17 protein-coding genes are annotated in these 22987 nt (G+C 67.8%); 12 read left to right on the forward strand and 5 right to left on the reverse strand.

The features are described 5' to 3' along the window. Positions 1-12: 12 nt before the first annotated feature. Positions 13-1764, reverse strand: a complete 1752-nt coding sequence (locus AC1Q5S_RS15110; RefSeq protein WP_422204677.1) for an ABC transporter ATP-binding protein/permease — start codon at positions 1762-1764, stop codon at positions 13-15. Between the two features lie 173 nt (positions 1765-1937). Beyond that, positions 1938-3080, reverse strand: coding sequence for a helix-turn-helix domain-containing protein (locus tag AC1Q5S_RS15115; RefSeq protein WP_422204675.1), 1143 nt, complete (start codon positions 3078-3080; stop codon positions 1938-1940). Positions 3081-3302: 222 nt separating this feature from the next. On the opposite strand from AC1Q5S_RS15115, the gene AC1Q5S_RS15120 reads away from it, so the two are divergent. From AC1Q5S_RS15120 to AC1Q5S_RS15150, 7 genes are all read left to right on the forward strand, one after another. Next, positions 3303-3773, forward strand: a complete 471-nt coding sequence (locus AC1Q5S_RS15120) for a (2Fe-2S)-binding protein (RefSeq protein WP_422204673.1) — start codon at positions 3303-3305, stop codon at positions 3771-3773. A gap of 18 nt (positions 3774-3791) precedes the next feature. Continuing rightward, positions 3792-6179: a xanthine dehydrogenase family protein molybdopterin-binding subunit gene (locus AC1Q5S_RS15125; RefSeq protein ID WP_422204671.1), complete on the forward strand. Its 2388-nt coding sequence runs from the start codon at positions 3792-3794 to the stop codon at positions 6177-6179. A gap of 155 nt (positions 6180-6334) precedes the next feature. After that, on the forward strand, positions 6335-7132 hold the full coding sequence (locus tag AC1Q5S_RS15130) for an FAD binding domain-containing protein (RefSeq protein WP_303837982.1): 798 nt from the start codon (positions 6335-6337) through the stop codon (positions 7130-7132). A 208-nt stretch (positions 7133-7340) separates the two neighbouring features. Beyond that, positions 7341-8357, forward strand: coding sequence for an AAA family ATPase (locus AC1Q5S_RS15135; protein WP_422204669.1), 1017 nt, complete (start codon positions 7341-7343; stop codon positions 8355-8357). Beyond that, a complete protein-coding gene (locus AC1Q5S_RS15140) occupies positions 8344-9591 on the forward strand; it encodes a vWA domain-containing protein (protein ID WP_422204667.1) in 1248 nt (415 codons plus the stop codon). Before AC1Q5S_RS15135 ends, AC1Q5S_RS15140 begins: the two co-directional genes overlap by 14 nt. Before the next feature lie 38 nt (positions 9592-9629). Continuing rightward, complete coding sequence (locus AC1Q5S_RS15145; RefSeq protein ID WP_303838421.1) at positions 9630-10244, forward strand: SRPBCC family protein; 615 nt, start codon at positions 9630-9632, stop codon at positions 10242-10244. 71 nt (positions 10245-10315) lie between these two features. Continuing rightward, positions 10316-11398: an XdhC family protein gene (locus AC1Q5S_RS15150; protein WP_422204664.1), complete on the forward strand. Its 1083-nt coding sequence runs from the start codon at positions 10316-10318 to the stop codon at positions 11396-11398. A 112-nt stretch (positions 11399-11510) separates the two neighbouring features. On the opposite strand, the gene AC1Q5S_RS15155 is transcribed toward AC1Q5S_RS15150, so the two are convergent. From AC1Q5S_RS15155 to AC1Q5S_RS15165, 3 genes are all read right to left on the reverse strand, one after another. After that, positions 11511-11681, reverse strand: coding sequence for a hypothetical protein (locus AC1Q5S_RS15155; RefSeq protein WP_303838401.1), 171 nt, complete (start codon positions 11679-11681; stop codon positions 11511-11513). Positions 11682-11803: 122 nt separating this feature from the next. Continuing rightward, positions 11804-12772 carry an MBL fold metallo-hydrolase gene (locus tag AC1Q5S_RS15160; RefSeq protein ID WP_422204662.1) on the reverse strand — a complete coding sequence of 323 codons (969 nt, stop codon included), beginning with the start codon at positions 12770-12772 and terminating at the stop codon, positions 11804-11806. A 146-nt stretch (positions 12773-12918) separates the two neighbouring features. Further along, positions 12919-13287, reverse strand: coding sequence for a hypothetical protein (locus AC1Q5S_RS15165; protein WP_422204660.1), 369 nt, complete (start codon positions 13285-13287; stop codon positions 12919-12921). A 115-nt stretch (positions 13288-13402) separates the two neighbouring features. On the opposite strand from AC1Q5S_RS15165, the gene AC1Q5S_RS15170 reads away from it, so the two are divergent. The 5 genes from AC1Q5S_RS15170 to AC1Q5S_RS15190 all read left to right on the forward strand — a co-directional run bounded on the left by AC1Q5S_RS15170 (position 13403) and on the right by AC1Q5S_RS15190 (position 22980). After that, positions 13403-14035, forward strand: a complete 633-nt coding sequence (locus AC1Q5S_RS15170; protein ID WP_422204658.1) for an ABC transporter ATP-binding protein — start codon at positions 13403-13405, stop codon at positions 14033-14035. A 59-nt stretch (positions 14036-14094) separates the two neighbouring features. Next, a complete protein-coding gene (locus AC1Q5S_RS15175; protein ID WP_422204656.1) occupies positions 14095-14727 on the forward strand; it encodes a LysE family translocator in 633 nt (210 codons plus the stop codon). 219 nt (positions 14728-14946) lie between these two features. After that, the gene (locus AC1Q5S_RS15180; protein WP_492239048.1) at positions 14947-16281 is read left to right on the forward strand and encodes an efflux RND transporter periplasmic adaptor subunit; all 1335 of its coding nucleotides are present in this window, start codon (positions 14947-14949) and stop codon (positions 16279-16281) included. Between the two features lie 33 nt (positions 16282-16314). Next, positions 16315-19428, forward strand: a complete 3114-nt coding sequence (locus tag AC1Q5S_RS15185) for an MdtB/MuxB family multidrug efflux RND transporter permease subunit (RefSeq protein WP_422204652.1) — start codon at positions 16315-16317, stop codon at positions 19426-19428. Positions 19429-19845: 417 nt separating this feature from the next. Further along, positions 19846-22980, forward strand: coding sequence for an efflux RND transporter permease subunit (locus AC1Q5S_RS15190; RefSeq protein ID WP_492239049.1), 3135 nt, complete (start codon positions 19846-19848; stop codon positions 22978-22980). Positions 22981-22987: the final 7 nt, after the last annotated feature.

The raw sequence follows: 22987 nt of genomic DNA on the forward strand, positions 1-22987 counted from the left end.
GCTGCCGGGTGTTCATGTCCAGTGGTAGTGGCCCGCGGCATGCAGTGCCCAGCGGCCGTCGCCCGCCAGTTCCAGGACCTGGTGGTGGTATTCCAGCACGCTCCGGTGGTGGCTCACACTCACTGGCGTGATCGACAGGCCCGTCAGTTGCCCATACAGCAGCGCTTCATTGGCAGAGTCGAGCGCACTGGTGGCTTCGTCCAGCAGCAGGTAGCGGGGCTTGGCCAGCAGCGCACGGGCAAAGGCCAGGCGCTGCTGCTCGCCGACCGACAGCACCTTGGCCCAATCGAGGTGGGCGCTGAGCCCGCCGAAGCGCTTGGCCAGTGTGGGCAGGTTCACCCGCTCCAGCCATTGCTGCAGCTCCGCGTCCGTGATTTCGCGTTCCGTCTGGGGGTAGAGCAGCTGGCAGCGCAGGTCGCCCAGGGGCAGGTAGGGGTTCTGGGGCAGAAAGAGCATGTCGGGGTCGGCGGGGCGCACCACTTCGCCAGACCCGGTGGCCCACAGACCGGCCACCACGCGCAGCAGCGAGCTTTTGCCCGCGCCGCTGGGCCCCACGATCAGCAGGCCCCGGCCAGGGTGCACGCGGAGCGTGAGGTCGTGCAGCAGCAGGTGTTCGCGGTTGGGGGTGAGCACCGTCAGCTGCGTGACCCCCAGCTCGAAGCCCGGCACGGTGTGGATATGGACCGTGGTTTCGAGACTGGGCTCGCTGGCGCTCTGCGGTGCGGGGAGCGCAGGGGGCAGCGCCTGGCCTTCGAGGGTGGTGGCAAACGCATGCAGCCGGTCCACGCCGGCCGAGAAGCGGCTCAGGCTTTCGAAATGCTCGACGATCACTGTCAGCGCGCTCAGGATGGCCGCAAAGGCGCCTGCGGCCTGAATGGCCCGCCCTACCTCCAGGTCGCCCGAGAGCACCTGGTTGGCAATGATCACGCTGGGCAGCACGATGGTCAGGAAGCTGTGCGTGTACTGGAACAGGTTGAGCTTGAACTGCCAGCGCAGCACCTGCTGGTAGTTGGCATACAGGGCGTCAAAAATGCGTTGCAGGGTGGACATTTCACGCTGCTCGCCACTGTGAAAGGCGATGGGCTCGGCATGCTCGCGCACCCGCACCAGGCTGAAGCGGAAATCGGCCTCGCGCTGCAGCTGGCGGTAGTTCAGCCCGATCAGGCGCTGGCCAAAGACCTTGGCGGTGAACACGGTGCTGAAGATGGCGTAACCGATCAGAAAATAGACCAGTCCCTGCGAGATGGCCCACAGCACACTAGCAAACGCAATCAGCTGGATCACCGCGCCCAGCGCGATCATCGAGAAATACAGCGACTGCTGCGTGAACGCGTTGATGTCTTCCGCGATGCGCTGGTCGGGGTTGTCGATGCCCGCAATGGCGTTCAGCCGGTAATAGGCCTGCTGGTCGAAATAGCGCGCCAGAAAATGCTGCGTGAGCCAGCGCCGCCAGCGCAGACCCAGGGTGTCGCGCACGTAGTAATACAGCGCGTAAATCGGCACGGCCGCCACCAGGATGAGGGTGTAGCGCCGGATGGAAGCCCAGAAGCGGTCTGCATCGTGCGCCGCCAGTGCGGACGTGAATTCGCCGGTTTCGTGGTTGAACCACACGTTGCAGGCGGTCTGCCCCAGTAGCAGCAACACCAGCAGCGCCAGCAGCCCGCGCGAGCGCCAGCGCTCCTCGGATTGCCAGTAGGGCCGTGCAATCTCCACGAAACGGCGCCACAGGCGGGCGTTGAAGCCTGATGGATTTTCGTGGGGCATGGGTTGTTCGGGGTGGTGCACGGCTTGCCCTGAGGATTGTCGCCGCAGCCCAGCCTGCCGTGCGCAGGCCGCAGGTCAAGGGCCTTGCGGACAGCCACAAGAAAAAGAAACAAGGTTGCTATTGAAAATATAGCTTCCAATGCTTTTTAGAGAAGCGCCATGGCTACTTTTTATCAAAATTCGCGCGAACCCTGTCTTTTGACTGTCCCGAGCTTGCGGTACACCGTGGCGCGGCTGATGCCCAGTGCGCGGGCGGCTTCGGCGACGTTGCCGCGCGCATCCTGCACGGCCTGGCGGATGAGGGCGGCTTCGGCCGCGCGCAGCGGCGCCGGGCTGCTGGCGCTGGCCACCGCCAGGCGGGATGGCGTACGGGCCGGACGGGCGCGCAGGGCCAGGCCCTGCAGGCGCAGGCCCGACCACAGGGGCAGGTCCAGCGGCAGGGCCGGTGGGCGCTGTGCCGCATCGAACAGCAGGGGCCAGGGCAGGGCCAGCAGATCGCTGCAATGCACTGGCGCGCCGGGTTCGCGCAGCGGCTGCGGCACCAGCTGGCGTGCCATGCTGTTGGCGCCCACCACCGCGCCGTCGGCGTCCAGCGCCATCAGGCCGTCGCCATCGCCCCCCAGCGTGCTGCCCGGCCAGTTGATGCGCAGCAGCAGCGCGTGCGGCAGTTGCAGCAGCAGGGCGTCTTCGATGGCGCGGGCCGAGCGGGCGACCAGGTGGCGCAGCTCGGGCCGCTCGGGCACATCCACGCCGGTCAGGTCCAGCATGCCCACGCACTGGCCCTGGGGCCCGAACAGGGGCGCGCCGGCGCAGCTGTAGCCGCTGTTGGCGTCAAAGAAATGCTCGCCCCGGTGCAGCCACACTGGCTGCAGCTCGGCCAGTGCAGCGCCGATGGCGGTGGTGCCCACGGCGGCCTCGGACAGGTCAACGCCCACGCGGCCGATGGCGCGGGCGCGGGGGTCGTGGCGGTCCACCGCGCCCTGCACCTCGATCACCAGGCCGCGCGCGTCGGCCAGCAGGGCGAAATAGTGCATGTCTGCAATGGCGCGGGTGAGTTGCGCCAGCACGGGCCGGGCCGCTTGCAGCAGCGTGGCGTGTTGCTCGGCGGTGCGCTGCAAGGTGGGGGCGCTGACCACGTTGAAGGCCAGTGGGTGCCCCGGCCGGTGTCCGCTGGCCAGGCAGCGCTGCCACGAGCGCACGATCCAGGGCTCGATGGCCAGCGCGGCGGGCAAGGGCCCCTGGCTGAGCAGGGCGCTGCGCGCCTGGGCAATCAGGTGCAGGCGCTCGGCGGGCGGTGGCGGGGCAACGGCAAGCATGGAACCTCCGATAGAGGGCAGGGCGCCGGGTGCCCGGCATGTGCGCCCCGCCTTTGCAATGCAGTCCGCATGGTGCGGCGGGTGTGCACTGCAACATGTTTCATTTTGAGAATATCCCGTGCGGACCTCCAGGAACCGAGGGTTCTCCCTAGGGATCGCGAAGTGCGCGCAGCCCAAGATGCGGTTTGCAGTTCCAGCCCACCCCATCCAGGAGACAGCCAGATGCAAGTCCAGTTCACGGTCAACGGGCGTGCCGCCCGTGTTGACGTTCCCCCCAACACCCTGCTTGTCCACGCGCTGCGCGAGCACCTGCTGCTCACCGGCACCCATGTGGGCTGCGACACCAGCCAGTGCGGCGCCTGCACCGTGATCGTCAACGGCCGCGCCGTCAAATCCTGCGCCATGCTGGCCGTGCAGGCGCAGGGCGCCGAGGTGCAGACCATCGAAGGCCTGGCCGCGCCCGACGGCACCATGCACCCCATGCAGGCGGCCTTCAAGGAGTGCCATGGCCTGCAGTGCGGCTTTTGCACCCCCGGCATGGTGATGAGCGCGGTGGACCTGTGCAAGAGCCACCCCCACGCCAGCGAAGGCGAGATCCGCGAACTGCTGGAAGGCAACATCTGCCGCTGCACGGGCTACCAGAACATCGTGCGCGCGGTGCAGGTCGGCCAGAAGGCCATGGCGTCGGCATAAACACAGGGGAGAACAACCATGGGTGCATCCGATTTTTCCAAGCTGCCGCACATCGGTGAGCCGCTCAAGCGCAAGGAAGACTACCGCTTCCTGACCGGTGCGGGCCAGTACACCGACGACGTGGTGCTGGCCGCGCAAAGCCACGCGGTGTTCGTGCGCTCGCCGCACGCGCACGCCAACATCAACAGCATCAACGTCAGCGCCGCCCAGGCCGCGCCGGGCGTGCTGGGCGTTTTCACCGGCGCCGATGTGGCCGCTGACAGAATCAACGGCCTGCCCTGCGGCTGGCTCATCACCAGCACCAATGGCGAGCCCATGAAGGAGCCGCCACACCCCATCCTGGCGCAAGGCAAGGTGCGCTACGTGGGCGACCATGTGGCCATGGTGGTGGCGCAGACCCAGCAGCAGGCGCGCGACGCCGCCGAGCTGGTGGAGGTGGACTACGACGTGCTGCCCGCCGTGGTCAACGTGGCCGATGCCGCAGCCGGCAAGGTGGCCGGTGCGGTGGTGCACGACATCGCACCCGACAACCATTGCTTCAAATGGGCGATTGGCGACAAGGGCGCGGTGGACGCCGTGTTCGCCAGCGCCGCGCATGTGACGAAGCTCGACCTGGTCAACAACCGCCTGATCCCCAACGCCATGGAGCCGCGCGCCGCCATTGGCAGCTACAGCCGCGCGAACGACGAATACACGCTCTATGTGAGCAACCAGAACCCGCATGTCGAGCGCCTCTTGATGACGGCCTTTGTGATGGGCCTGCCCGAGCACAAGGTGCGCGTGATCGCCCCCGATGTGGGCGGCGGCTTTGGCTCCAAGATCTTTTTGTATGCCGAAGACGTGTGCCTGACCTGGGCCGCCAAAAAGCTCAACCGCAACATCAAGTGGGTGGCCGACCGCAGCGAGTCCTTCCTCTCGGATGCGCATGGCCGCGACCATGTGAGCCACGCCGAAATGGCCATGGACGCCAACGGCAAGTTCCTGGCCCTGCGCGTGCACACCGATGCGAACGTGGGCGCTTATCTTTCCACCTTTGCCAGCGCGGTGCCCACCATCCTGTATGCCACGCTGCTGGCCGGGCAATACAGCACACCGCAGGTCCATGTGGAAGTGGATGCCTGGTTCACCAACACGGCCCCGGTGGATGCCTACCGCGGCGCGGGCCGGCCCGAGGCCACCTACCTGCTCGAGCGCCTGGTCTCGCGCTGCGCCTGGGACATGGGGCTGGCGCAAGACGAGATCCGCAAGCGCAACTTCATCACCAGCTTCCCCTACCAGACGCCGGTGGCGCTGCAATACGACATTGGCGACTACCACGCCTGCATGGCGCAGGCCGAGCAGCTGGCCGATGTGGCGGGCTTTGCCGCACGCCGGGCGGCCAACGCGGCCAAGGGCCTCCAGCGTGGCATCGGCTACAGCAGCTACATCGAGGCCTGCGGCATTGCACCGTCCAACATCGCGGGCGCCCTGGGCGCGCGCGCCGGGCTGTTCGAATGCGGCGAGGTGCGCGTGCATCCCACGGGCAGCGTGACGGTGTTCACCGGCTCGCACAGCCACGGCCAGGGGCATGAAACCACGTTTGCGCAGGTGGTGGCCGCGCGCCTGGGCATTCCGGTGGAGAACGTGGACATCGTGCACGGCGACACGGGCCGCGTGCCGTTTGGCATGGGCACCTACGGCTCGCGTTCCATCAGCGTGGGTGGCGCGGCCATCATGAAGGCGCTGGACAAGATCGAGGCCAAGGCCAAGAAGATCGCCGCGCACCTGATGGAAGCCAGCGACGCCGACATCGACTTCAGCGGCGGCGAGTTCACCGTGCGCGGCACCGACAAGAAGATCCCCTTTGGCCAGGTGGCACTCACGGCCTATGTGCCGCACAACTACCCGCTCGACAAGCTCGAACCGGGTTTGAACGAAACCGCGTTCTACGACCCGACCAACTTCACCTTTCCTGCGGGCACCTACATCTGCGAGGTGGAGGTGGACCCGGCCACGGGCTTCACCCGCGTGGACAGGTTCACTGCGGTGGACGACTTCGGCACCATCATCAACCCCATGATCGTGGAGGGCCAGGTGCACGGCGGCCTGGTGCAGGGCATTGGCCAGGCGCTGCTGGAAAACTGCGTGTACGACCGCGAAACCGGCCAGCTGCTCACCGGCAGCTTCATGGACTACGCCATGCCGCGCGCCGACGACTTCCCCACCTTCCAGCTGGGCCATGTGTGCACGCCCTGCACACACAACCCGCTGGGCACCAAGGGTTGCGGCGAGGCCGGGGCCATCGGCTCGCCGCCTGCCGTGATCAACGCCGTGCTCGACGCCCTGCGCCCGCTGGGTGTGCGCGACTTTGACATGCCCGCATCGCCGCACCGTGTGTGGGAAGCCATCCAAAGCGCCAAAACATGAAACACCCCCTGAGTCGCTTCGCGCCTTCCCTCTCCAGGGGGACGCCGCCAGCGCGGCGGGGCGGCCCTTGCGCGGCGGCCGCTGGCCTTTGCCGCGCGTTTTTCACCGGTTGCGAGCCTTTGCTGTCGCAGCATGAAAACTGACAGGAGTTCCCTATGTACGCATTCACCTTTGAAGCGCCCACCTCCACCGCTGCTGCTGCGCAACACATCGCCCAGGGCGGCAAGCTGCTGGCCGGCGGGCAAAGCCTGCTGCCCTCCATGCGCCTGCGCCTGGCCAACCCCGGGCAGGTGGTCGACCTCAACGGCATTCCCGAGCTGGCGGGCATCCGCCGCGAAGGCAGCGCGCTGGTCATCGGTGCCATGGCGCGCCACGCCGACGTGGCCAGCAATGCCGATGTAAAAGCCGCCATTCCCGCGCTGGCCGACCTGGCTGCCCACATCGGTGACCGCCAGGTGCGGGCGCGCGGAACGCTCGGCGGATCGGTGGCCAACAACGATCCCGCCGCTTGCTACCCCAGCGCCGTGCTGGGCCTGGGCGCCACCGTGATCACCCACCGGCGCGAGATCGCGGCCGACGATTTCTTTGTGGGCATGTTCACCACGGCGCTGGAAGAGGGCGAGCTCATCACGGCCATCCGCTTCCCCATCCCCAAGCGCGCGGCCTACCTGAAGTTCAAGCAGGCGGCTTCGCGCTTCTCGCTGGTGGGCGTGTTCGTGGCGCAGACCGACAGCGGTGTGCGCGTGGCCGTCACGGGCGCGGCCAGCTGCGTGTTTCGCCATGCGGGGCTGGAGGCGGCGCTCAACCAGAGTTTCACGCCGGCATCGGCCGCTGCCGTGAAGATCGACGCGAGCGAGCTCAACGCTGACATCCACGCCAGTGCTGCCTACCGCGCCAACCTGATCAGCGTGCAGACCCAGCGGGCCGTGGAAAAATTGATGGCAACCCCCTGAGTCGCTTCGCGCCTTCCCCCTTCTCTCGAATTGCAGCGCAATTCGGGAAGGGGGACACCGCCAGCGCGGCGGGGCGGCCCTTGCGCGGGGGGCGCTGGCGCAGGCTGTGCCAGTATCGGCAGCCTGTGCTTTTTCGTAGCGGTAATTTTGATCAAATTGGCCTCTAGTGCTTATGAAATAAGCGCTAAAAGCTATTAATTAAGTAGCAATGAATTCGTCTGTCGCCGCACCAGTCCCGGTTTCCATCGATGCCCTGGTGCAATTCCTGCAGGAGGTGGGCTATTTTGCCGACCGGCGGCTGGCCACGGCGGTGTTCCTGGCGCTCAGGCTGCAGCGGCCTTTGTTGCTGGAGGGTGAGCCCGGCGTGGGCAAGACGGCGCTGGCCCAGGCGCTCTCCAAGGTGCTGGCGCGCAGCCTGATCCGCCTGCAGTGCTACGACGGCCTGGAGCAGCGCGAGGCGCTGTACGAATGGAACTACGCGGCGCAACTGCTGCACATGCGTGCGGCTGAACTGTCGACCCCCACGCTCGGCACTGGCGTGTCCTCGCTGCCCCCCGAGGGGGCGCTCGCCGCCTTGGGGCGGCCCGGCGGCGGCTCGGCAGTCACCACAGCTGGCGCCTTGCGCGATATCGAGGCAGAGGTCTACCAGGACCGCTACCTCATCCGCCGCCCCCTGCTGCAGGCGCTGCAGGCTCCCGCGCCGGGCGCCGTGCTGTTGATCGACGAGGTGGACCGCGCCGACGAGCCTTTCGAGGCCTTTTTGCTTGAATACCTGGGCGAGTACCAGGTGAGCATCCCCGAGATCGGCACCGTGCGCGCCACGGCCACGCCGGTCACCATTCTCACCAGCAACCGCACGCGCGATCTGCACGACGCCGTCAAGCGCCGCTGCCTGTACCACTGGCTCGACTACCCCGAGCGCGAGCGCGAGCTGGCCATCGTGCGCGCACAGGTGCCGGGCGCCAGTGCGGCGTTGGCGCAGCAGGTGGCCGATTTTGTGGGCCGCCTGCGCAGCCAGCCGTTTGCCAACGCTTTTCAGCGCGCCCCCGGTATTGCCGAGAGCGTGGAATGGGCCAAGGCGCTGGTGGCGCTGGACACCATCGTGGTGGACCCGGAGGTGGTTTCGGACACCGCCGGCATTCTGTTCAAGCAGCGCGAGGACGTGGCGGCGCTCACGCGCGACATGGCGGTGCAGTTGCTGCAGCCCGTCGATGCCGGTGCCTGAGGGCGCAGCCATGGCGCAGGGCGCAACGATCTCCCCGATCTCGCAGCTGGGCGATGCCCGCACCGGCAAGCTGGCCGACAACCTGAGCGGCTTTGGCCGCACCCTGCGCCGCGCCGGTGTGCGCGTGGACGCCGCGCGCATGGCACTGGCCCAGCAGGCCGTGATGCTGGTGGGTCTGCGGCGCGAGGATTTCAGTGCCGCGCTGGAGGCCGTGCTGGTCAGCCGCGAGCAGGACCGCATGGTGTTCCGCGAGCTGTTCGACGCGTACTTTCGCAACCCCAATGTGGCGCAAAAGCTGCTCGCGCAAATGCTGCCCAGCGCTGAGTCCAGGGCCGAGCCCGCCAAGCGCAGCCCCCGCGTCAGCGAAGCCCTGGCACCCGTGCGCGCCGCCCGCAACGCGCCACCGCCGCGCGAGGACGACAAGGTGGATTTCGATGCCGCCATGACGGCCAGCGACCTGCAGCGCCTGCGCCAGGCCGACTTCAACCAGCTCTCGGCCAGCGAGTACCTGCTGGTCGAGCGCCTGGCGCGCGACATCCCTTTGCCTTTGCCGCACTATGCCGCCCGCCGCACCCGGCCGGGCCTGCGCGGCAGCCGCCCGCACTGGCCCGGCGCCATGCACCTGGCCGCCCGCAGCGGTGGCGAGGTGCTGCGTGTGCCCTTGCTGCAGCGGCGCCAGCAACCCCTGCCGCTGCTGGTGCTGGTGGATGTGTCCGGCTCCATGGAGCGCTATGCGCGCCTGCTGCTGGCCTTCTTGCACGCCGCCACCGCGCCGCGCCACACGGGTGCCGTCGTGCGCCGCGATGTGTTTGCCTTTGGCACAGGCCTGACCGACCTCACGCCCGCCTTTCGCCTGGCCGACACCGATGCCATGCTGCAGGCGGCCAGCCATGCCATCCACGACTTTGCCGGCGGCACCCGCATGGGTGAGTGCCTGGCCCAGCTGCGCGCGCAGCATGCCCGGCGGCTGGTGGGGCGGCGCACGCTGGTGCTGCTCATCAGCGACGGGCTGGACACCGGCCCGCCCGAGGTGCTGGCGCAGGAGCTGGGCTGGCTGCGCCGCCACGCAGGCCGGCTGCTGTGGCTCAACCCGCTGCTGCGCTTTGAGGGCTACGCACCGACGGCGCGCGGGGCGGCCGAGCTGCACCGCCAGGCCCATGGCATGGTGGCCGTGCACAACCTCAGCCGCTTGCAGGACCTGGCGGCCAGCCTGGCCGCCTTGCTCCGGCAATGACCGATTTCAGGGAAACCAAAACACGAGAGGAATCCGCCATGGAAATGCAAGCGACCCGCACCCTTGCCGTCAGCCAGCAACAGGCCTGGGATGCGCTCAACGACCCCGAGGTGCTCAAGCTGTGCATCCCCGGCTGTGACAAGGTCGAGCCCACGGGCGAGCACCAGTACGCCGTGGCCATGGCCGTCAAGATCGGCCCCGTGTCGGCCAAATTCACGGGCAAGATCACGCTGGCCGACATCGTGCCGCCCGAGCGCTACACCCTCGCCTTTGACGGTTCGGGCGGCGTGGCCGGCTTTGGCAAGGGCCATGCGCGGGTCTTGCTGGTGCCATTGCCCGCCGATGGCGCAGGGCAGGAGAGTTGCGAGCTGAACTACACCGTGCAAGCCAGCGTGGGCGGCAAGATTGCCCAGCTGGGCCAGCGCCTGATCGATGGCGTCGCCAAGGGCATGGCCGAAGACTTCTTCAAGCGCTTTGACAACGAGATGCAGCGGCGCTACCCGCGTGACGATGCGGCGGACACGGTACCGTCGGAATACGACCAATTGCGCGATGCAACGGCGGATGGTGGCCATCCCCCCGCTGGCATTCCGGTAGGGGTATGGGTGGCTGGCGCGGTGGCGCTGGCGCTGTTGGCGTGGTGGTGGAATTGACTCCCCGCTGGCCTGGGGCGTGCCGGTGTCGCGGACGCAGGAGCCAAGCAATCTTGATGGGTGGGTGAACCATGGAAAACCTGGATGTGATGGTGTTGCGCACGCTGCAGGGCTGGCGGGCGGCGGGGCGGCGGGCGCTCTTGGCCACGGTGGTGCGCACCTGGGGCTCGTCGCCCCGGCCGGTGGGCTCCATCATGGCGCTGTGCGAGGACGGCGCGGTGGTGGGCTCGGTGTCGGGCGGCTGCATCGAGGACGATCTGATGGACCGGCACACCCGGGCCTATGCGCAGGGTGCGCCGTCAGCCGATACGACCGCCGGTGCGGACCACCGCATTCCCAGCGGCCCGCCATCCTTCGTCAAATATGGTGTGTCTGCCGATGAGGCGCACCGCTTTGGCCTGCCCTGCGGCGGCACGCTGGAGTTGCTGCTGGAGTACGACCCCGATCCGGCCAGCCTGGCCGAGCTGGTCGCGGCGCTCGAAGCGGGCCGGCTGATGCGGCGCAGCGTGCGCCTGGCCGATGGCGGCGTCACCCTGTCGTTGGCCGATACCCCTGGCGACCTGGTGGTGGATGCGGTGCAGCTCACCAACACCTTCGGGCCCGAATACCGGATGCTGCTGATCGGTGCGGGCCAGCTGGCCGAGTACCTGGCGACCATGGCCCTGTTCAACGGCTTCGCGGTGACGGTGTGTGATCCGCGCGAGGAATACCGGGGTAGCTGGGGTGTGCCCGGCGCCACCGTGCTGAGCGACATGCCGGACGATGTGGTACTGGCCTTCAAGCCCGATCGCCGCAGCTGCGTGGTGGCACTCACGCATGACCCCAAGCTCGACGATCTGGCGCTGCTGGAGGCATTGAACACCGATGCGTTCTATGTGGGCGGTATCGGCTCGCGCCGCAACAACGAGGTGCGCCGGGCCCGCATGATCGAACACTTTGACCAGACGCCGCAGAGCCTTGCGCGCTTGCGTGGCCCCATCGGCATCTACATCGGCAGCAAAACCCCCCCTGAAATCGCCGTGAGCGTGATGGCGGAAATCCTGGCGGTCAAGAACGGCGTGACCTTGCCGCGCGACATGGCGGTGGCCCAGGCCAAGCAGGCCCGCGAGGTGCAGCCCAACGACCCTGGGGCGTTGATCTGCGGTGTGCGCTAGGCGTTGCGGGTGTGTCAGCGGCCGTGCGCAGCGCTGCACTGCGCGGCGCCCAGAAAAAAGCCCTCCGAAGAGGGCTTGTTTTCGCAGTGGCCCTGTGGGGCCGCCGGACCGGTCAGCCGCCCTTCTTGGAGCGCTTGCCGGGGTTCTTCTTGCTGCGCGTAGCCACGCCACGCTCCAGGCTGACGCGCTGACCACGGCCAGACGTAGGCAGGCTCACGCCGGGCATGGGCTTGGGTTGGGGGGTGTACTTGCGGTCTGCTTCGGTGACGATCTTGTTGCCCATGGTAGGTCTCTGAGGGAGTGGAAAAAGGGGGATATTAGGCCACAGCCGAAATCGAGGCTCTTCAGCGGACCTGCGTTGAACCACCACAGGAGCAGGGCGATGCCGGAGCGGGTGGCTGCGCGTCAGGCCGCAGGCTGGAAGGCATAGCCATTGCCCGAGGCCGCCATGCGGCCCAACGCCGGGAACGGGAAATGGAAGCCGCCCAGCATGGCATTGCGGGCCGTGATGCGCTGGAACATCTCGCGGCGCACCTTGCGTGCGGCTTCGGCGTCCATGTCAAAGGCCACGGCCCAGTCGGGGTTGCGGGCGAACAGGGCCGGCACATTGGTCAGGTCCGCCACATAAAAGAAACTCTGGCCGGCCGAGTTCAGTTCGAACAAGGTGTGTCCGGGCGTGTGGCCATAGGCCGCCACCGATTGGATGCCGGGTGCCACCTCGGCCCCCGCAGCAAACTGCACCAGCGTATCGGCGGGCATGGTGGCAAAGGTGCGGCGCACGTTCTCGAACGCGCCCTTCATGCCTGCGGGGGCTGCGGCCATGCGGGCGTCGTCCATCCAGAAGGCGTGCTCGGCGGCGGGCACCAGCACCTTGGCCTTGGGAAAGGTCCATTCCCCCGCCTTGTTGCGCAGGCCGTTGATGTGGTCGCCATGGAAATGGCTGATCAGCACCGTGTCAATGTCGGTCGCCTGCAGGCCTGCTGCCCGCAGGTTTTCCAGCAGCTTGCCCGTGGTGGGGCCGCCAAACTCGCCCAGGCCGGTGTCGATAAGAATCTTGCGCGCACCCGCCACCACGAGGAAGGGCGTGTAGGGCACGTCGATGTAGTCCGTAGGCAGGCCCTGGGACGCCAGCAGGGAGCGCACTCCGGCCAGGGGCGCGTTCTTCACAAACTCTTCCCCCAGCGGGCGGCGCGTGACGCCGTCGTTCAGCGCAATCACCTCCGCATCGCCTACCTTCATGCGGCGAAAGCCGGGGTCGGGCAGGGTGGGCGTGCCGAAGTGGGGTGCGTTCTGGGCCCAGGCAGGGACAAAAGAGCCCGCTGCGTAGACGGTGGTGGCCAGGCTTGCGCCCAGGAAATGGCGGCGTGACAGCATGAAACTCTCCAGTATCGGGTTGAACCAGTGCGTCGAAAATATAGCGCCGCCGGGACGATCGAAGGTGTTCCGTGCGCGAACCGGTTGGCAACCTGGGGTCTTTGGTGGGCAACAGGGATCCACCGTGTTGGTTCTTCGTCCGCTGGCTAATCGATTTCGAAGGCTTCGCGCAAGGCCGCACAGAAGTCGGCACGCCCGCTGATCGTCAGGGTGATCGTGGTCCGCGGTGGCGCGGGATTGCCCGCCGCCGTGCGCAGCTGGCTGGAGTCGGCGTCAAACTCCAGCACCAGCGGCGTGCGGACCTCCTGTGCACCTTGCAGGTCGTATTGCCATGCTCCCCCGTCTTCCGCGGGGCCGCAGGCATCCGGCCAGTGCCGGTGCGCCCATGCCAGCACGGCGCTGATCTCGGCCTGCAAAGCGGGCACCTGTGCGGGTAAAACGCTGGCCATGGCATCGAAGCTGCCAGTGCCTTCGGCGTCTTCACTGAAATCGAAATCGAGGTAGCGCAGGGGCATGGCGATGAAAGGGCAGGGAACGTTGCCGGATTGTCGTGCACCGCGGCAAGATGCCCGGCATGGCAACTTTCCGATGGCGCGCTGGTACCCTGCCGGGATGTTCCCGCCCCTTTCCATGACCCACTCACCGCTTGTCTTGCAGGTCCAGGGCCTGTCTTTTGGCTACCCACACAGCGCCTTGCTGGACAATTTTCACGCCACCCTGTCCCCAGGGCTTACGCTGGTGCGCGGGGACGAAAGCTGCGGCAAGACCACGCTGCTGCGGCTGCTGGCCGGCGAGCTTGCGCCGCAGGCGGGCCGGCTGGTGCTGGCGGGGCTGGACCGGCAGACCGCCCCTGACGCCTATCGGGCGCAGGTGTTCTGGGCCGATCCGCGCTCGGATGCGCTCAATGAACTGACGGCGCGCGGGTGGTACGCCCGTTTGCTGCAGCAGCATGCGGCCTGGGATGCTGCCGCGCTGGAGGCACATATCGCCGGTTTTTCGCTGCAACCCCACCTGGACAAACCGCTGTATGCGCTCTCCGCCGGCAGCCGGCGCAAGGTGCTCATGGCGGGGGCTTTTGCATCGGGTGCGCCGCTCACGCTCATCGATGAGCCCGTCGCCGGTCTGGACAAGCCCTCGGTGGCTTACCTCACGCAGGTGCTGGCCAGGTCGGCTCCACAGACAACCCGCATCGTCGTGGTGGCCCACCACGAAGCGCTGGCGGGCGTGCCGTGGGGGCTGGTGGTGGATCTGCCCGCAGCGTGATGTTCTGGCGCGACAGGGATAGACTGGCGCTTCTTCGTCTTCATTTCCCAGGATCCACCATGGACGCTCTCCTTTTTGTGCCGGTGGCCGTGGCCATTTCACTGACGCCCGGGCCCAACAATTTCTGCGGGTTGAACAACGGCATTCGTGCGGGCGTGGGCGCGGCACTGGTCGCCACCCTGGGGCGGGTCGCGGCTTTCGCCATTTTTCTTGCGGTGTCTGCGGTGGGACTGGGCGCCATGCTGCTGGCCTCCGAGGCGGCTTTCACAGCGGTCAAATGGGTGGGGGCCTGCTATCTTTTCTGGCTGGGCTGGCGGGCCTGGCGCAGCCGCGAGTTCAGCGGGCTGGCCGTGGTCGAGGGAGAGGGGGCCGTAGCATCTGGCGCACCCGTGAAGGTGCGCGCCCTGATCGCGCAGGAGTTCCTGCTGGGCATCACCAACCCCAAGGCCATCATCCTGTTTGCGGCCATCTTTCCGCAGTTCATCGATCCGGCGCAGCCGGCGGTGCGGCAGTTTTTCGTGTTGGGTTCGATCTACCTGGCCAGCGAGTTTGTCTCGACCGCCGTGTATGCCACGGGCGGGCGGCAGATTCGCCGGTTCATTCGCAGCTCGCGCGGGGTGGTGCGCCTGAACAAGGCCACGGGCGGGTTCTTCATGGGGGCAGGCGGCCTGTTGCTGGCCACCAACCGCTAACCTGGCGCGCCAGCGCCGTGGGGCCTGGCCAGCGACGGCCGGTAATACCAAGGTAAAGCCACCGTAAATTTCCGGGCAGAGACGGCGGGGCGTGGCGGGGCGTGGCTACCATAGCCCGACTTCACTCTGCACCGTCCCATGCTGCCCCACCGTTCCCACTGCCTTCCCCTGCGGTCTCCCCTGCACCAGAGAGGCCGCGCACTGTGGTGGGGACTGCTGTTGATCGTGACCACCCTGGCCGCGGGCGGGGGCTGGTGGTGGCAGCAGCGCAACACGGCCGCCGATGGGGCCTCGGTTGCGGCGGGAGCCCCTGCTGCGCGTGCGCCGGGGCGCTTCAGCGCCGGCGGGCAGGTGCAGCCGGTGTCGGTGGGCGTGGTGCGGCGCCAGGATGTGCGCGTGATGGTCCAGGCCATCGGCACCATGAGCGCGCGTGCCACGGCGGTGGTGCGGGCCAAGGTCGGCGGCGAACTGATGGCGTTGCACTTCAAGGAAGGCCAGCAGGTCAAGGCGGGCCAGTTGCTGGCCGAGATTGACCCGCGCAGCTACCAGGCTGCGCTGGGCCAGGTGCAAGGCAGCCTGCAGCGCGACCAGGCCCTGCTGCGCAACGCGCAGCTCGATCTGCAGCGCTACAAGGACCTGCTGGCCCAGGATTCGATTGCCACCCAGCAGGTGGACACGCAGGCGGCCCTGGTGCGCCAGCTCGAAGGCACCGTGGCCGCCGGCCAGGCGCAGGTGGATGCCGCGCGCCTGCAGCTGGGCCACACGCGCATCACCGCGCCCATTGCCGGGCGCCTGGGCCTGCGCCAGGCCGACCGGGGCAACGTGGTCGGCCCGTCGGATGCCAATGGCATCGTCACCATCAACCTCGTGCAGCCCATCGATGCGGCCTTTGCGGTGCCCGAGGCGCACCTGGCGTCCATCACCCGGCGCCTGGCCGAAGGTGCCGATCTGCCCGTGGAGCTGTGGGACCGCGAGCAAAAGCGGCGCCTGGCACGCGGGCGCCTGGGCGCGCTCGACAACGCCATCGACCCCACCACCGGCACCATCAAGGTGAAGGCGTCGTTCGCCAACGAGGACGGTGGGTTGTTTCCCAACCAGTTCGTCAATGTGCGTCTGCAGCTTGATGTGCTGCCGAACGCGCTGACCGTGCCCGGCACGGCGGTGCAGAACAACTACGTCTATCTGGTGCAGCCGGACGGCACGGTGACGCAGCGGCGCATCCGCGTGGGCGTGGCCGATGGCGACCGGGTCAGCGTCGAGGGCGAGCTGAAAGAGGGCGACCAGGTCGTGACCGATGGCATCGATCGCCTGCGCGAAGGCGCCAAGGTGGCCGTGATCGATGCCGGTGTGGCCGTCCGTGCCGACGAGGCCGTGCAGGACGCTGGCGCGCGCCGCGCGGCGCTGTTGCGCAGCCTCACGCAGGCCGAGCGCGACAAGCTGGCCACCATGTCGCCCGACGAGCGCCGTGCCTTCCTGCGTGCCCGCCGCCAGCAGGCTGGCGGGGCTGCGCCGCCGGCAGCCGCTGCTTCGGCTGCATCAGCCACCGTGCGTTGAGACCATGCACCGCGCCTTGCGGGCACTGCTGCCATGAATCTCTCGCGCATCTTCATCCTGCGTCCCATCGCCACATCGCTGCTGATGGTGGCCTTGCTGATTGCGGGCTTGCTGGCCTACCGGCAGTTGCCTGTCTCGGCCCTGCCCGAGGTGGACTACCCCACCATCCAGGTCACCACGCTGTACCCCGGCGCCAGCCCCGATGTGATGACCTCCAACGTTACCGCGCCGCTGGAGCGCCAGCTGGGCCAGATGCCGGGTCTGGCCCAGATGTCGTCCACCAGCTCGGGCGGGGCCTCGGTCATCACGCTGCGCTTTGCGCTCGACATGTCCATGGATGTGGCCGAGCAGCAGGTGCAGGCCGCCATCAACGCAGGCAGCAACCTGTTGCCGAATGACCTGCCCATGCCGCCGCTTTACAGCAAGGTCAACCCGGCCGATGCGCCCGTGCTCACGCTGGCCATCACCTCGCCCTCGCTGCCAGTCATCCGTCTGAATGACCTGGTGGAAAACCGCCTGGCGCCCAAGCTCTCGCAGGTCAAGGGCGTGGGGCTGGTGGCGATCGCGGGCGGGCGCCGGCCGGCCGTGCGCATCCAGGCCAACCCCACGGCGCTGGCCAGCCTGGGCCTCACACTGGAGGACGTGCGCACCGTGATCGCGGCGGCCAACGTCAAGCAGGCCAAGGGGGGCTTTGATGGCCCGGCGCGGGCCTCGACCATCGATGCCAACGACCAGTTGCAGTCGGCGCAGGAATACCGTGATCTGATCCTGGCCTTCAAGAACGGCAACCCCATCCGCCTGCGCGATGTGGCGCAGACGGTGGACGATGCCGAAAACACCCGCCTGGCCGCCTGGGCGGGGACACCCGCCACCGGATCGCGCGCGGGGGTGATCCTCAACATTCGCCGCCAGCCCGGCGCCAACGTCATCGAGACGGTGGACCGCCTCAAGGCGCTGCTGCCGCAACTGCAGGGCACGCTGCCCGCATCGCTGGATGTGCAGGTGCTGACCGACCGCACCACCACCATCCGCGCCTCGGTGAAGGATATGCAGGCCGAACTGGCCCTGGCCATCGGCCTGGTGGTGGCGGTGATCTTTGTCTTCTTGCGCAGCGCCTCGGCCACGCTCATCCCCAGCTTGGCGGTGCCGCTGTCGCTGGTGGGCACGTTTGGCGTGATGTACCTGGCGGGATTTTCCATCAATAACCTCACGCTGATGGCGCTGACGATTTCCACCGGCTTCGTGGTGGACGACGCCATCGTGATGATCGAGAACATCGCCCGCTATGTGGAACAGGGCGAGCCACCGCTACAGGCCGCACTCCAGGGCGCCAGGCAGATCGGCTTTACCATCATCTCGCTGACCATCTCGCTGATTGCGGTGCTGATTCCGCTCTTGTTCATGGGCGATGTGGTGGGGCGGCTGTTCCATGAATTCGCCATCACCATGGCCGTGGCCATCCTGCTGTCGGCCGTGGTGTCGCTCACGCTCACGCCCATGCTGTGCGCGCGCCTGCTGCGCCACACGCCCGAAGAAAGCCATGGCCGCCTCTACCAGGCCACGGGCCGGTTCTTTGAGCGCACCATTGCCCGGTACGGCCGCATGCTGGGCTGGGTGCTGAACCACCGCGGGCTGACCTGGCTGGTGTTTGCGGCCACGCTCGCTCTCACCGTGGCGCTGTATGTGCTGGTGCCCAAGGGTTTCTTTCCAGTGCAGGACACCGGCACGCTGCAGGCCACCACCGAGGCCGACCAGTCCATCTCGTTTGCCGCCATGGCCGAGCGCCAGCAGCAGCTGGCCGGGCGCATCCTCCAAGACCCGGCCGTGAAAAGCGTGTCGTCCTTCATCGGCGTGGATGGGATCAACGCCACGCTGAACACGGGCCGCCTGCTCATCGATCTGAAACCCCACGCCGAGCGCGACCGCGCCCCCGTGGTGCTGCGCCGCCTGGCCGACGCCACGCGCGACCTGCCCGGCATCCGCCTGTATGCCCAGCCGGTGCAGGACCTCACCATCGAAGACCGTGTGGCGCGCACGCAGTACCAGTTGCTGGTCTCGTCGCCCGACAGGGCGCAACTGCAGACCAGCACCGCCGACCTGGTGCAGCGCCTGCGCGCCCTGCCGCAACTGGCCGATGTGGCCAGCGACCTGCAAGGCCAGGGCCTGCAGGCCTTTGTGCAGATCGACCGCGCCCAGGCCAGCCGCCTGGGGGTGACGGTGGCCGGCATCGACACGGCGCTTTACAACGCCTTTGGCCAGCGGCTCATTTCCACCATCTTCACGCAGTCCAACCAGTACCGCGTGGTGCTGGAGGTGGCGCCGCAGTTCAAGCTGGGGCCCGAGGCGCTGGACAGCATCTATGTCACATCGAGCGCGGGCAAACCGGTGGCGCTGTCGTCGGTGGCGCGCGTCGAACAGCGCTCCATGCCGCTGGCCGTGAACCATGTGGGGCAGCTGCCCGCGGCCACCCTCTCGTTCAACACCGCGCCCGGCGTTGCGCTGGGCGATGCCGTCGAGGCCATCCAGGCCGCGCAGGCGGCGGCGCGCGACGCAGGGGCATTGCCCCTGTCGGTGGACACGGCCTTCCAGGGCGCGGCGCTGGCGTTCCAGGCCTCGCTGTCGAACACGCTGCTGCTGATCCTGGCGGCGGTGGTGACGATGTACATCGTGCTGGGCGTGCTGTACGAGAGCACCATCCACCCGGTCACCATTTTGTCCACCCTGCCGTCGGCCGGGGTGGGGGCGCTGCTGGCGCTGGGGTTGGCGGGGCTCGACATCGATATCGTGGCCATCATCGGCATCGTGCTCTTGATCGGCATCGTCAAGAAGAACGCCATCATGATGATCGACTTTGCACTGGAGGCGCAGCGCGAGCAGGGGTTGCCTGCGCGCGACGCCATCTACCAGGCCTGCCTGCTGCGTTTCCGGCCGATTTTGATGACGACGCTGGCGGCGTTGCTGGGGGCGTTGCCGTTGATGCTGGGTGGCGGGGTGGGCAGTGAGCTGCGGCATCCGCTGGGGGTGACGATGGTGGGGGGGTTGATCGTGAGCCAGTTGCTCACGCTGTTCACCACGCCGGTGATTTATTTGACGTTCGAGGGGTGGGCGGAGCGGTGGCGTAATCGGGTGGGGGTGAAAAGTGCCTGAAGCGTTTGTTTCATCTGCGCTGGCAGTTATTACTTTGGAAGCGGGTGGTGTGCTGGTGCATGGGGCGGGGGCCGGGTTGTGCGCCCGGCGGCGCAGTAACTTTCTTTTGCTTCGCCAAAAGAAAGTCACCAAAGAAAAGGCGACCCTGCTGTCTGCGACCCCTTCGCTGCGCTACGGGGCGACCTGGCGCACCCCGCAACCGCCCCGACGCAGGTCTGCCCCGAAGGGGTCGCAGACTGTGGGTCGCCTTTCTTTTGCTTACTTTTCTTTGGCGAAGCAAAGAAAAGTGAGGCGCCCGCCGGGGCGAGACCCGGCCCCCGCCCTCAACCAACGCACACAGCAAACTGCACAAACAATAGCGACCAGCGCAATCACAAAAAGCACCAGAGCCAAAAAACACTTCAAGAGAGGCACAAAATGAGCCTCTCCACCCCCTTCATCCACCGCCCCATCGCCACCACGCTCCTCACCCTGGGCCTGGCCCTGGTGGGCGCGGTGTCTTATTTCCTGCTGCCCGTCGCTCCGCTGCCGCAGGTGGACTACCCCACCATCTCGGTCAGCGCCAGCCTGCCCGGCGCCAGTCCCGACACCATGGCCGCCACCGTGGCCACGCCGCTGGAGCGGTCGCTGGGCGCCATCGCCGGGGTCAACGAGATCACCTCGCGCTCCATCCTGGGCAGCACCAGCATCACGCTGCAGTTCGACCTGAGCCGCGATGTGGACAGCGCCGCGCGCGACGTGCAGGCCGCCATCAACGCCGCGCGCACGCTGCTGCCCACGGGCATGCCCAGCAACCCCAGCTACCGCAAGGTGAACCCGGCTGATGCGCCCATCATGATCCTGGCGCTCACGTCCGGCGCGCTCACGCGCGGGCAGATGTACGACGCGGCCTCCACCGTGCTGGCGCAAAAGCTCTCGCAGGTCGAAGGGGTGGGGCAGGCCACGGTGAGCGGGGGGGCGCTGCCGGCCGTGCGCGTGTCGCTCGATCCGGTGCGGCTGGCGGCCAATGGCGTGTCGCTGGAGCAGGTGCGCGGTGCCATCAGCAGCACCAACGCCAACCGCCCGCTGGGTGCGGTCGAGCGCGAAGACCATTACTGGCAGATCGCCGCCAACGACCAGGCCCGCGTGGCCGCCGACTATGCGCCGCTGGTGCTGCGCTGGCAGAACGGCAATGCGATCCGCCTGGCCGATGTGGCCGAGGTGATCGACTCGGTGCAGGACGTGCGCAACTTTGGCGTGGCCAACGGCAAGCCGGCGGTGCTGCTGCAGGTGTACAAGCAGCCGGGCGCCAACATCCTGGAGGCGGTGGACCGCGTGCGCGCGCTGCTGCCGCAGCTCCAGGCGTCGATCCCGGCAGCGATTGATGTGCAGATCGTTTCCGACCGCACGCCCACGCTGCGCGCCTCGGTCAAGGAGGTGGAGCGCGCCCTGCTGATTGCCGTGGCGCTGGTGGTCCTGGTGGTGTTCCTGTTCCTGCGCAACGGGCGCGCCACGCTCATCCCCGCCGTGGCCGTGCCGGTGTCGCTGGCGGGCACGTTCGGCGTGATGTACCTGGCGGGCTACACGCTCGACAACCTCTCGCTCATGGCGCTGACCATCGCCACCGGCTTCGTGGTGGACGACGCCATCGTGGTGCTGGAAAACATCATGCGCCACATGGAGCGGGGCAAGACGGCGCTGCAGGCCGCACTCGACGGCGCGCGCGAGATCGGTTTCACCGTGGTGTCCATGAGCCTGTCACTGATCGCCGTGTTCGTGCCCATCGTTTTCATGGGCGGCATCGTGGGGCGGTTTTTCCGTGAGTTTTCCATCGTCATGGCGGCGGCCATCCTGGTGTCGCTGCTGGTGTCGCTCACCACCACGCCCATGATGTGCGCGGCGCTGCTCCGACCGCACCGCACGCCCGGTGCAGCGCCCCGCCCGTCGCCATGGGCGCGGTTCTCGCGCTGGCTGGACGGCCTGCAGGCCCGGGGGCTGCGCGGCTACCGGCACAGCCTGGCCTGGTGCCTGCGCCACCAGCCGCTGGTGCTGCTGGTGCTGGCGGCGGTGGTGGGGCTCAACGTGACTCTCTACACCGCCATCGACAAGGGCTTCATGCCCGAGCAGGACACGGGCCGCATCTCGGGCTTCATCCGGGCCGACCAGGCCACCTCGTACCAGGCCATGGAGCAGCGGTTGCAGCGCTTTCTGGCCATCGTGCAGGCCGACCCGGCGGTGGAGCATGTCACCGGTTTTACCGGTGGCTGGCAGCGCAATGCCGCGCAGATGTTCATGACGCTCCGGCGCGGGCAGGGGCAGGAGACCTCCGAGGCTGTCATCACCCGCCTGCGCGCCCAGCTCAAGGACGAGCCCGGCGCCCGCCTGTTCATGGTGCCGCAGCGCGACATCCGCATCGGCGGGCGGCAAAGCAGCGCCTCGTACGACTACACCCTGCAGGCCGACGACATTGCCGAGCTGCGCACCTGGGAGCCACGCATCCGCCAGGCCCTGTCGCAGCTGCCCGAGCTGGAAGACGTGAACAGCGATGTCTCGGACTATGGCCTGCAGACCACGCTGGTGATCGACCGCGATGCCGCCACGCGCGCGGGGCTGACCATGGCGCAAATCGATGCCACCTTGAACGATGCCTTTGGCCAGCGCCAGGTGGGCGTGATCTACAACCCGCTCAACCAGTACCGCGTGGTGATGGAGGCGGCCCCGCGCTACCTGCAAAGCCCCGAGACGCTGCGCGGCTTCTTCTTGGTGAACAGTGCGGGCCAGCAGGTGCCTTTGAGCGCGTTTGCGCGCACCACCACCACCCACACGCCGCTGTCGGTCAGCCACGAGCGCGGCACGCCGGCCAGCACCGTGAGCTTCAGCCTGGCGCCGGGCGTGTCGCTGTCGCAGGCCACCGACGCGGTGCACAACGCGGTGGCCGAGCTGGGCGTGCCGGTGGGAATACGCGGCACCTTTGGCGGCACGGCGGGGGCGTTCCAGGACGCGCTGGCGGGCCAGCCGCTGCTGATCCTGGCGGCCATCATCACCATCTACCTGGTGCTGGGCATGCTGTATGAAGACCTGGTGCACCCGCTCACCATCCTCTCCACGCTGCCCTCGGCCGGGGTTGGGGCGCTGCTGGCGCTGATGCTGTTCAAGACCGAGTTCTCGCTGATCGCGCTGATCGGCGTGATCCTGCTGATCGGTATCGTCAAGAAGAACGCCATCATGATGATCGACTTTGCCCTGGTGCGGCAGCGCACCGGGCACCGCACGGCCGCCCAGTCCATCTACCGCGCCTGCAGCCTGCGCCTGCGCCCCATCCTCATGACCACGCTGGCCGCCATCTTTGGCGCGTTGCCGCTGGCGCTCAACCGTGCCGATGGCGCCGAGCTGCGCCAGCCCCTGGGCATTGCCGTGGTGGGCGGGCTGCTGCTGAGCCAGCTGCTCACGCTGTACACCACGCCCGTGGTCTATGTGGCGCTGGACCGGCTGCGCGGCCGCGTGCAGCGCGGGGCGCGCTGGCGCCGCCACCCGGCTGCCGGCCCGGCGCCCGCGCTGCAAGGAGATTCCTGATGCCCCC

The organism is Acidovorax sp. GW835-FHT14B10, assembly GCF_058793725.1.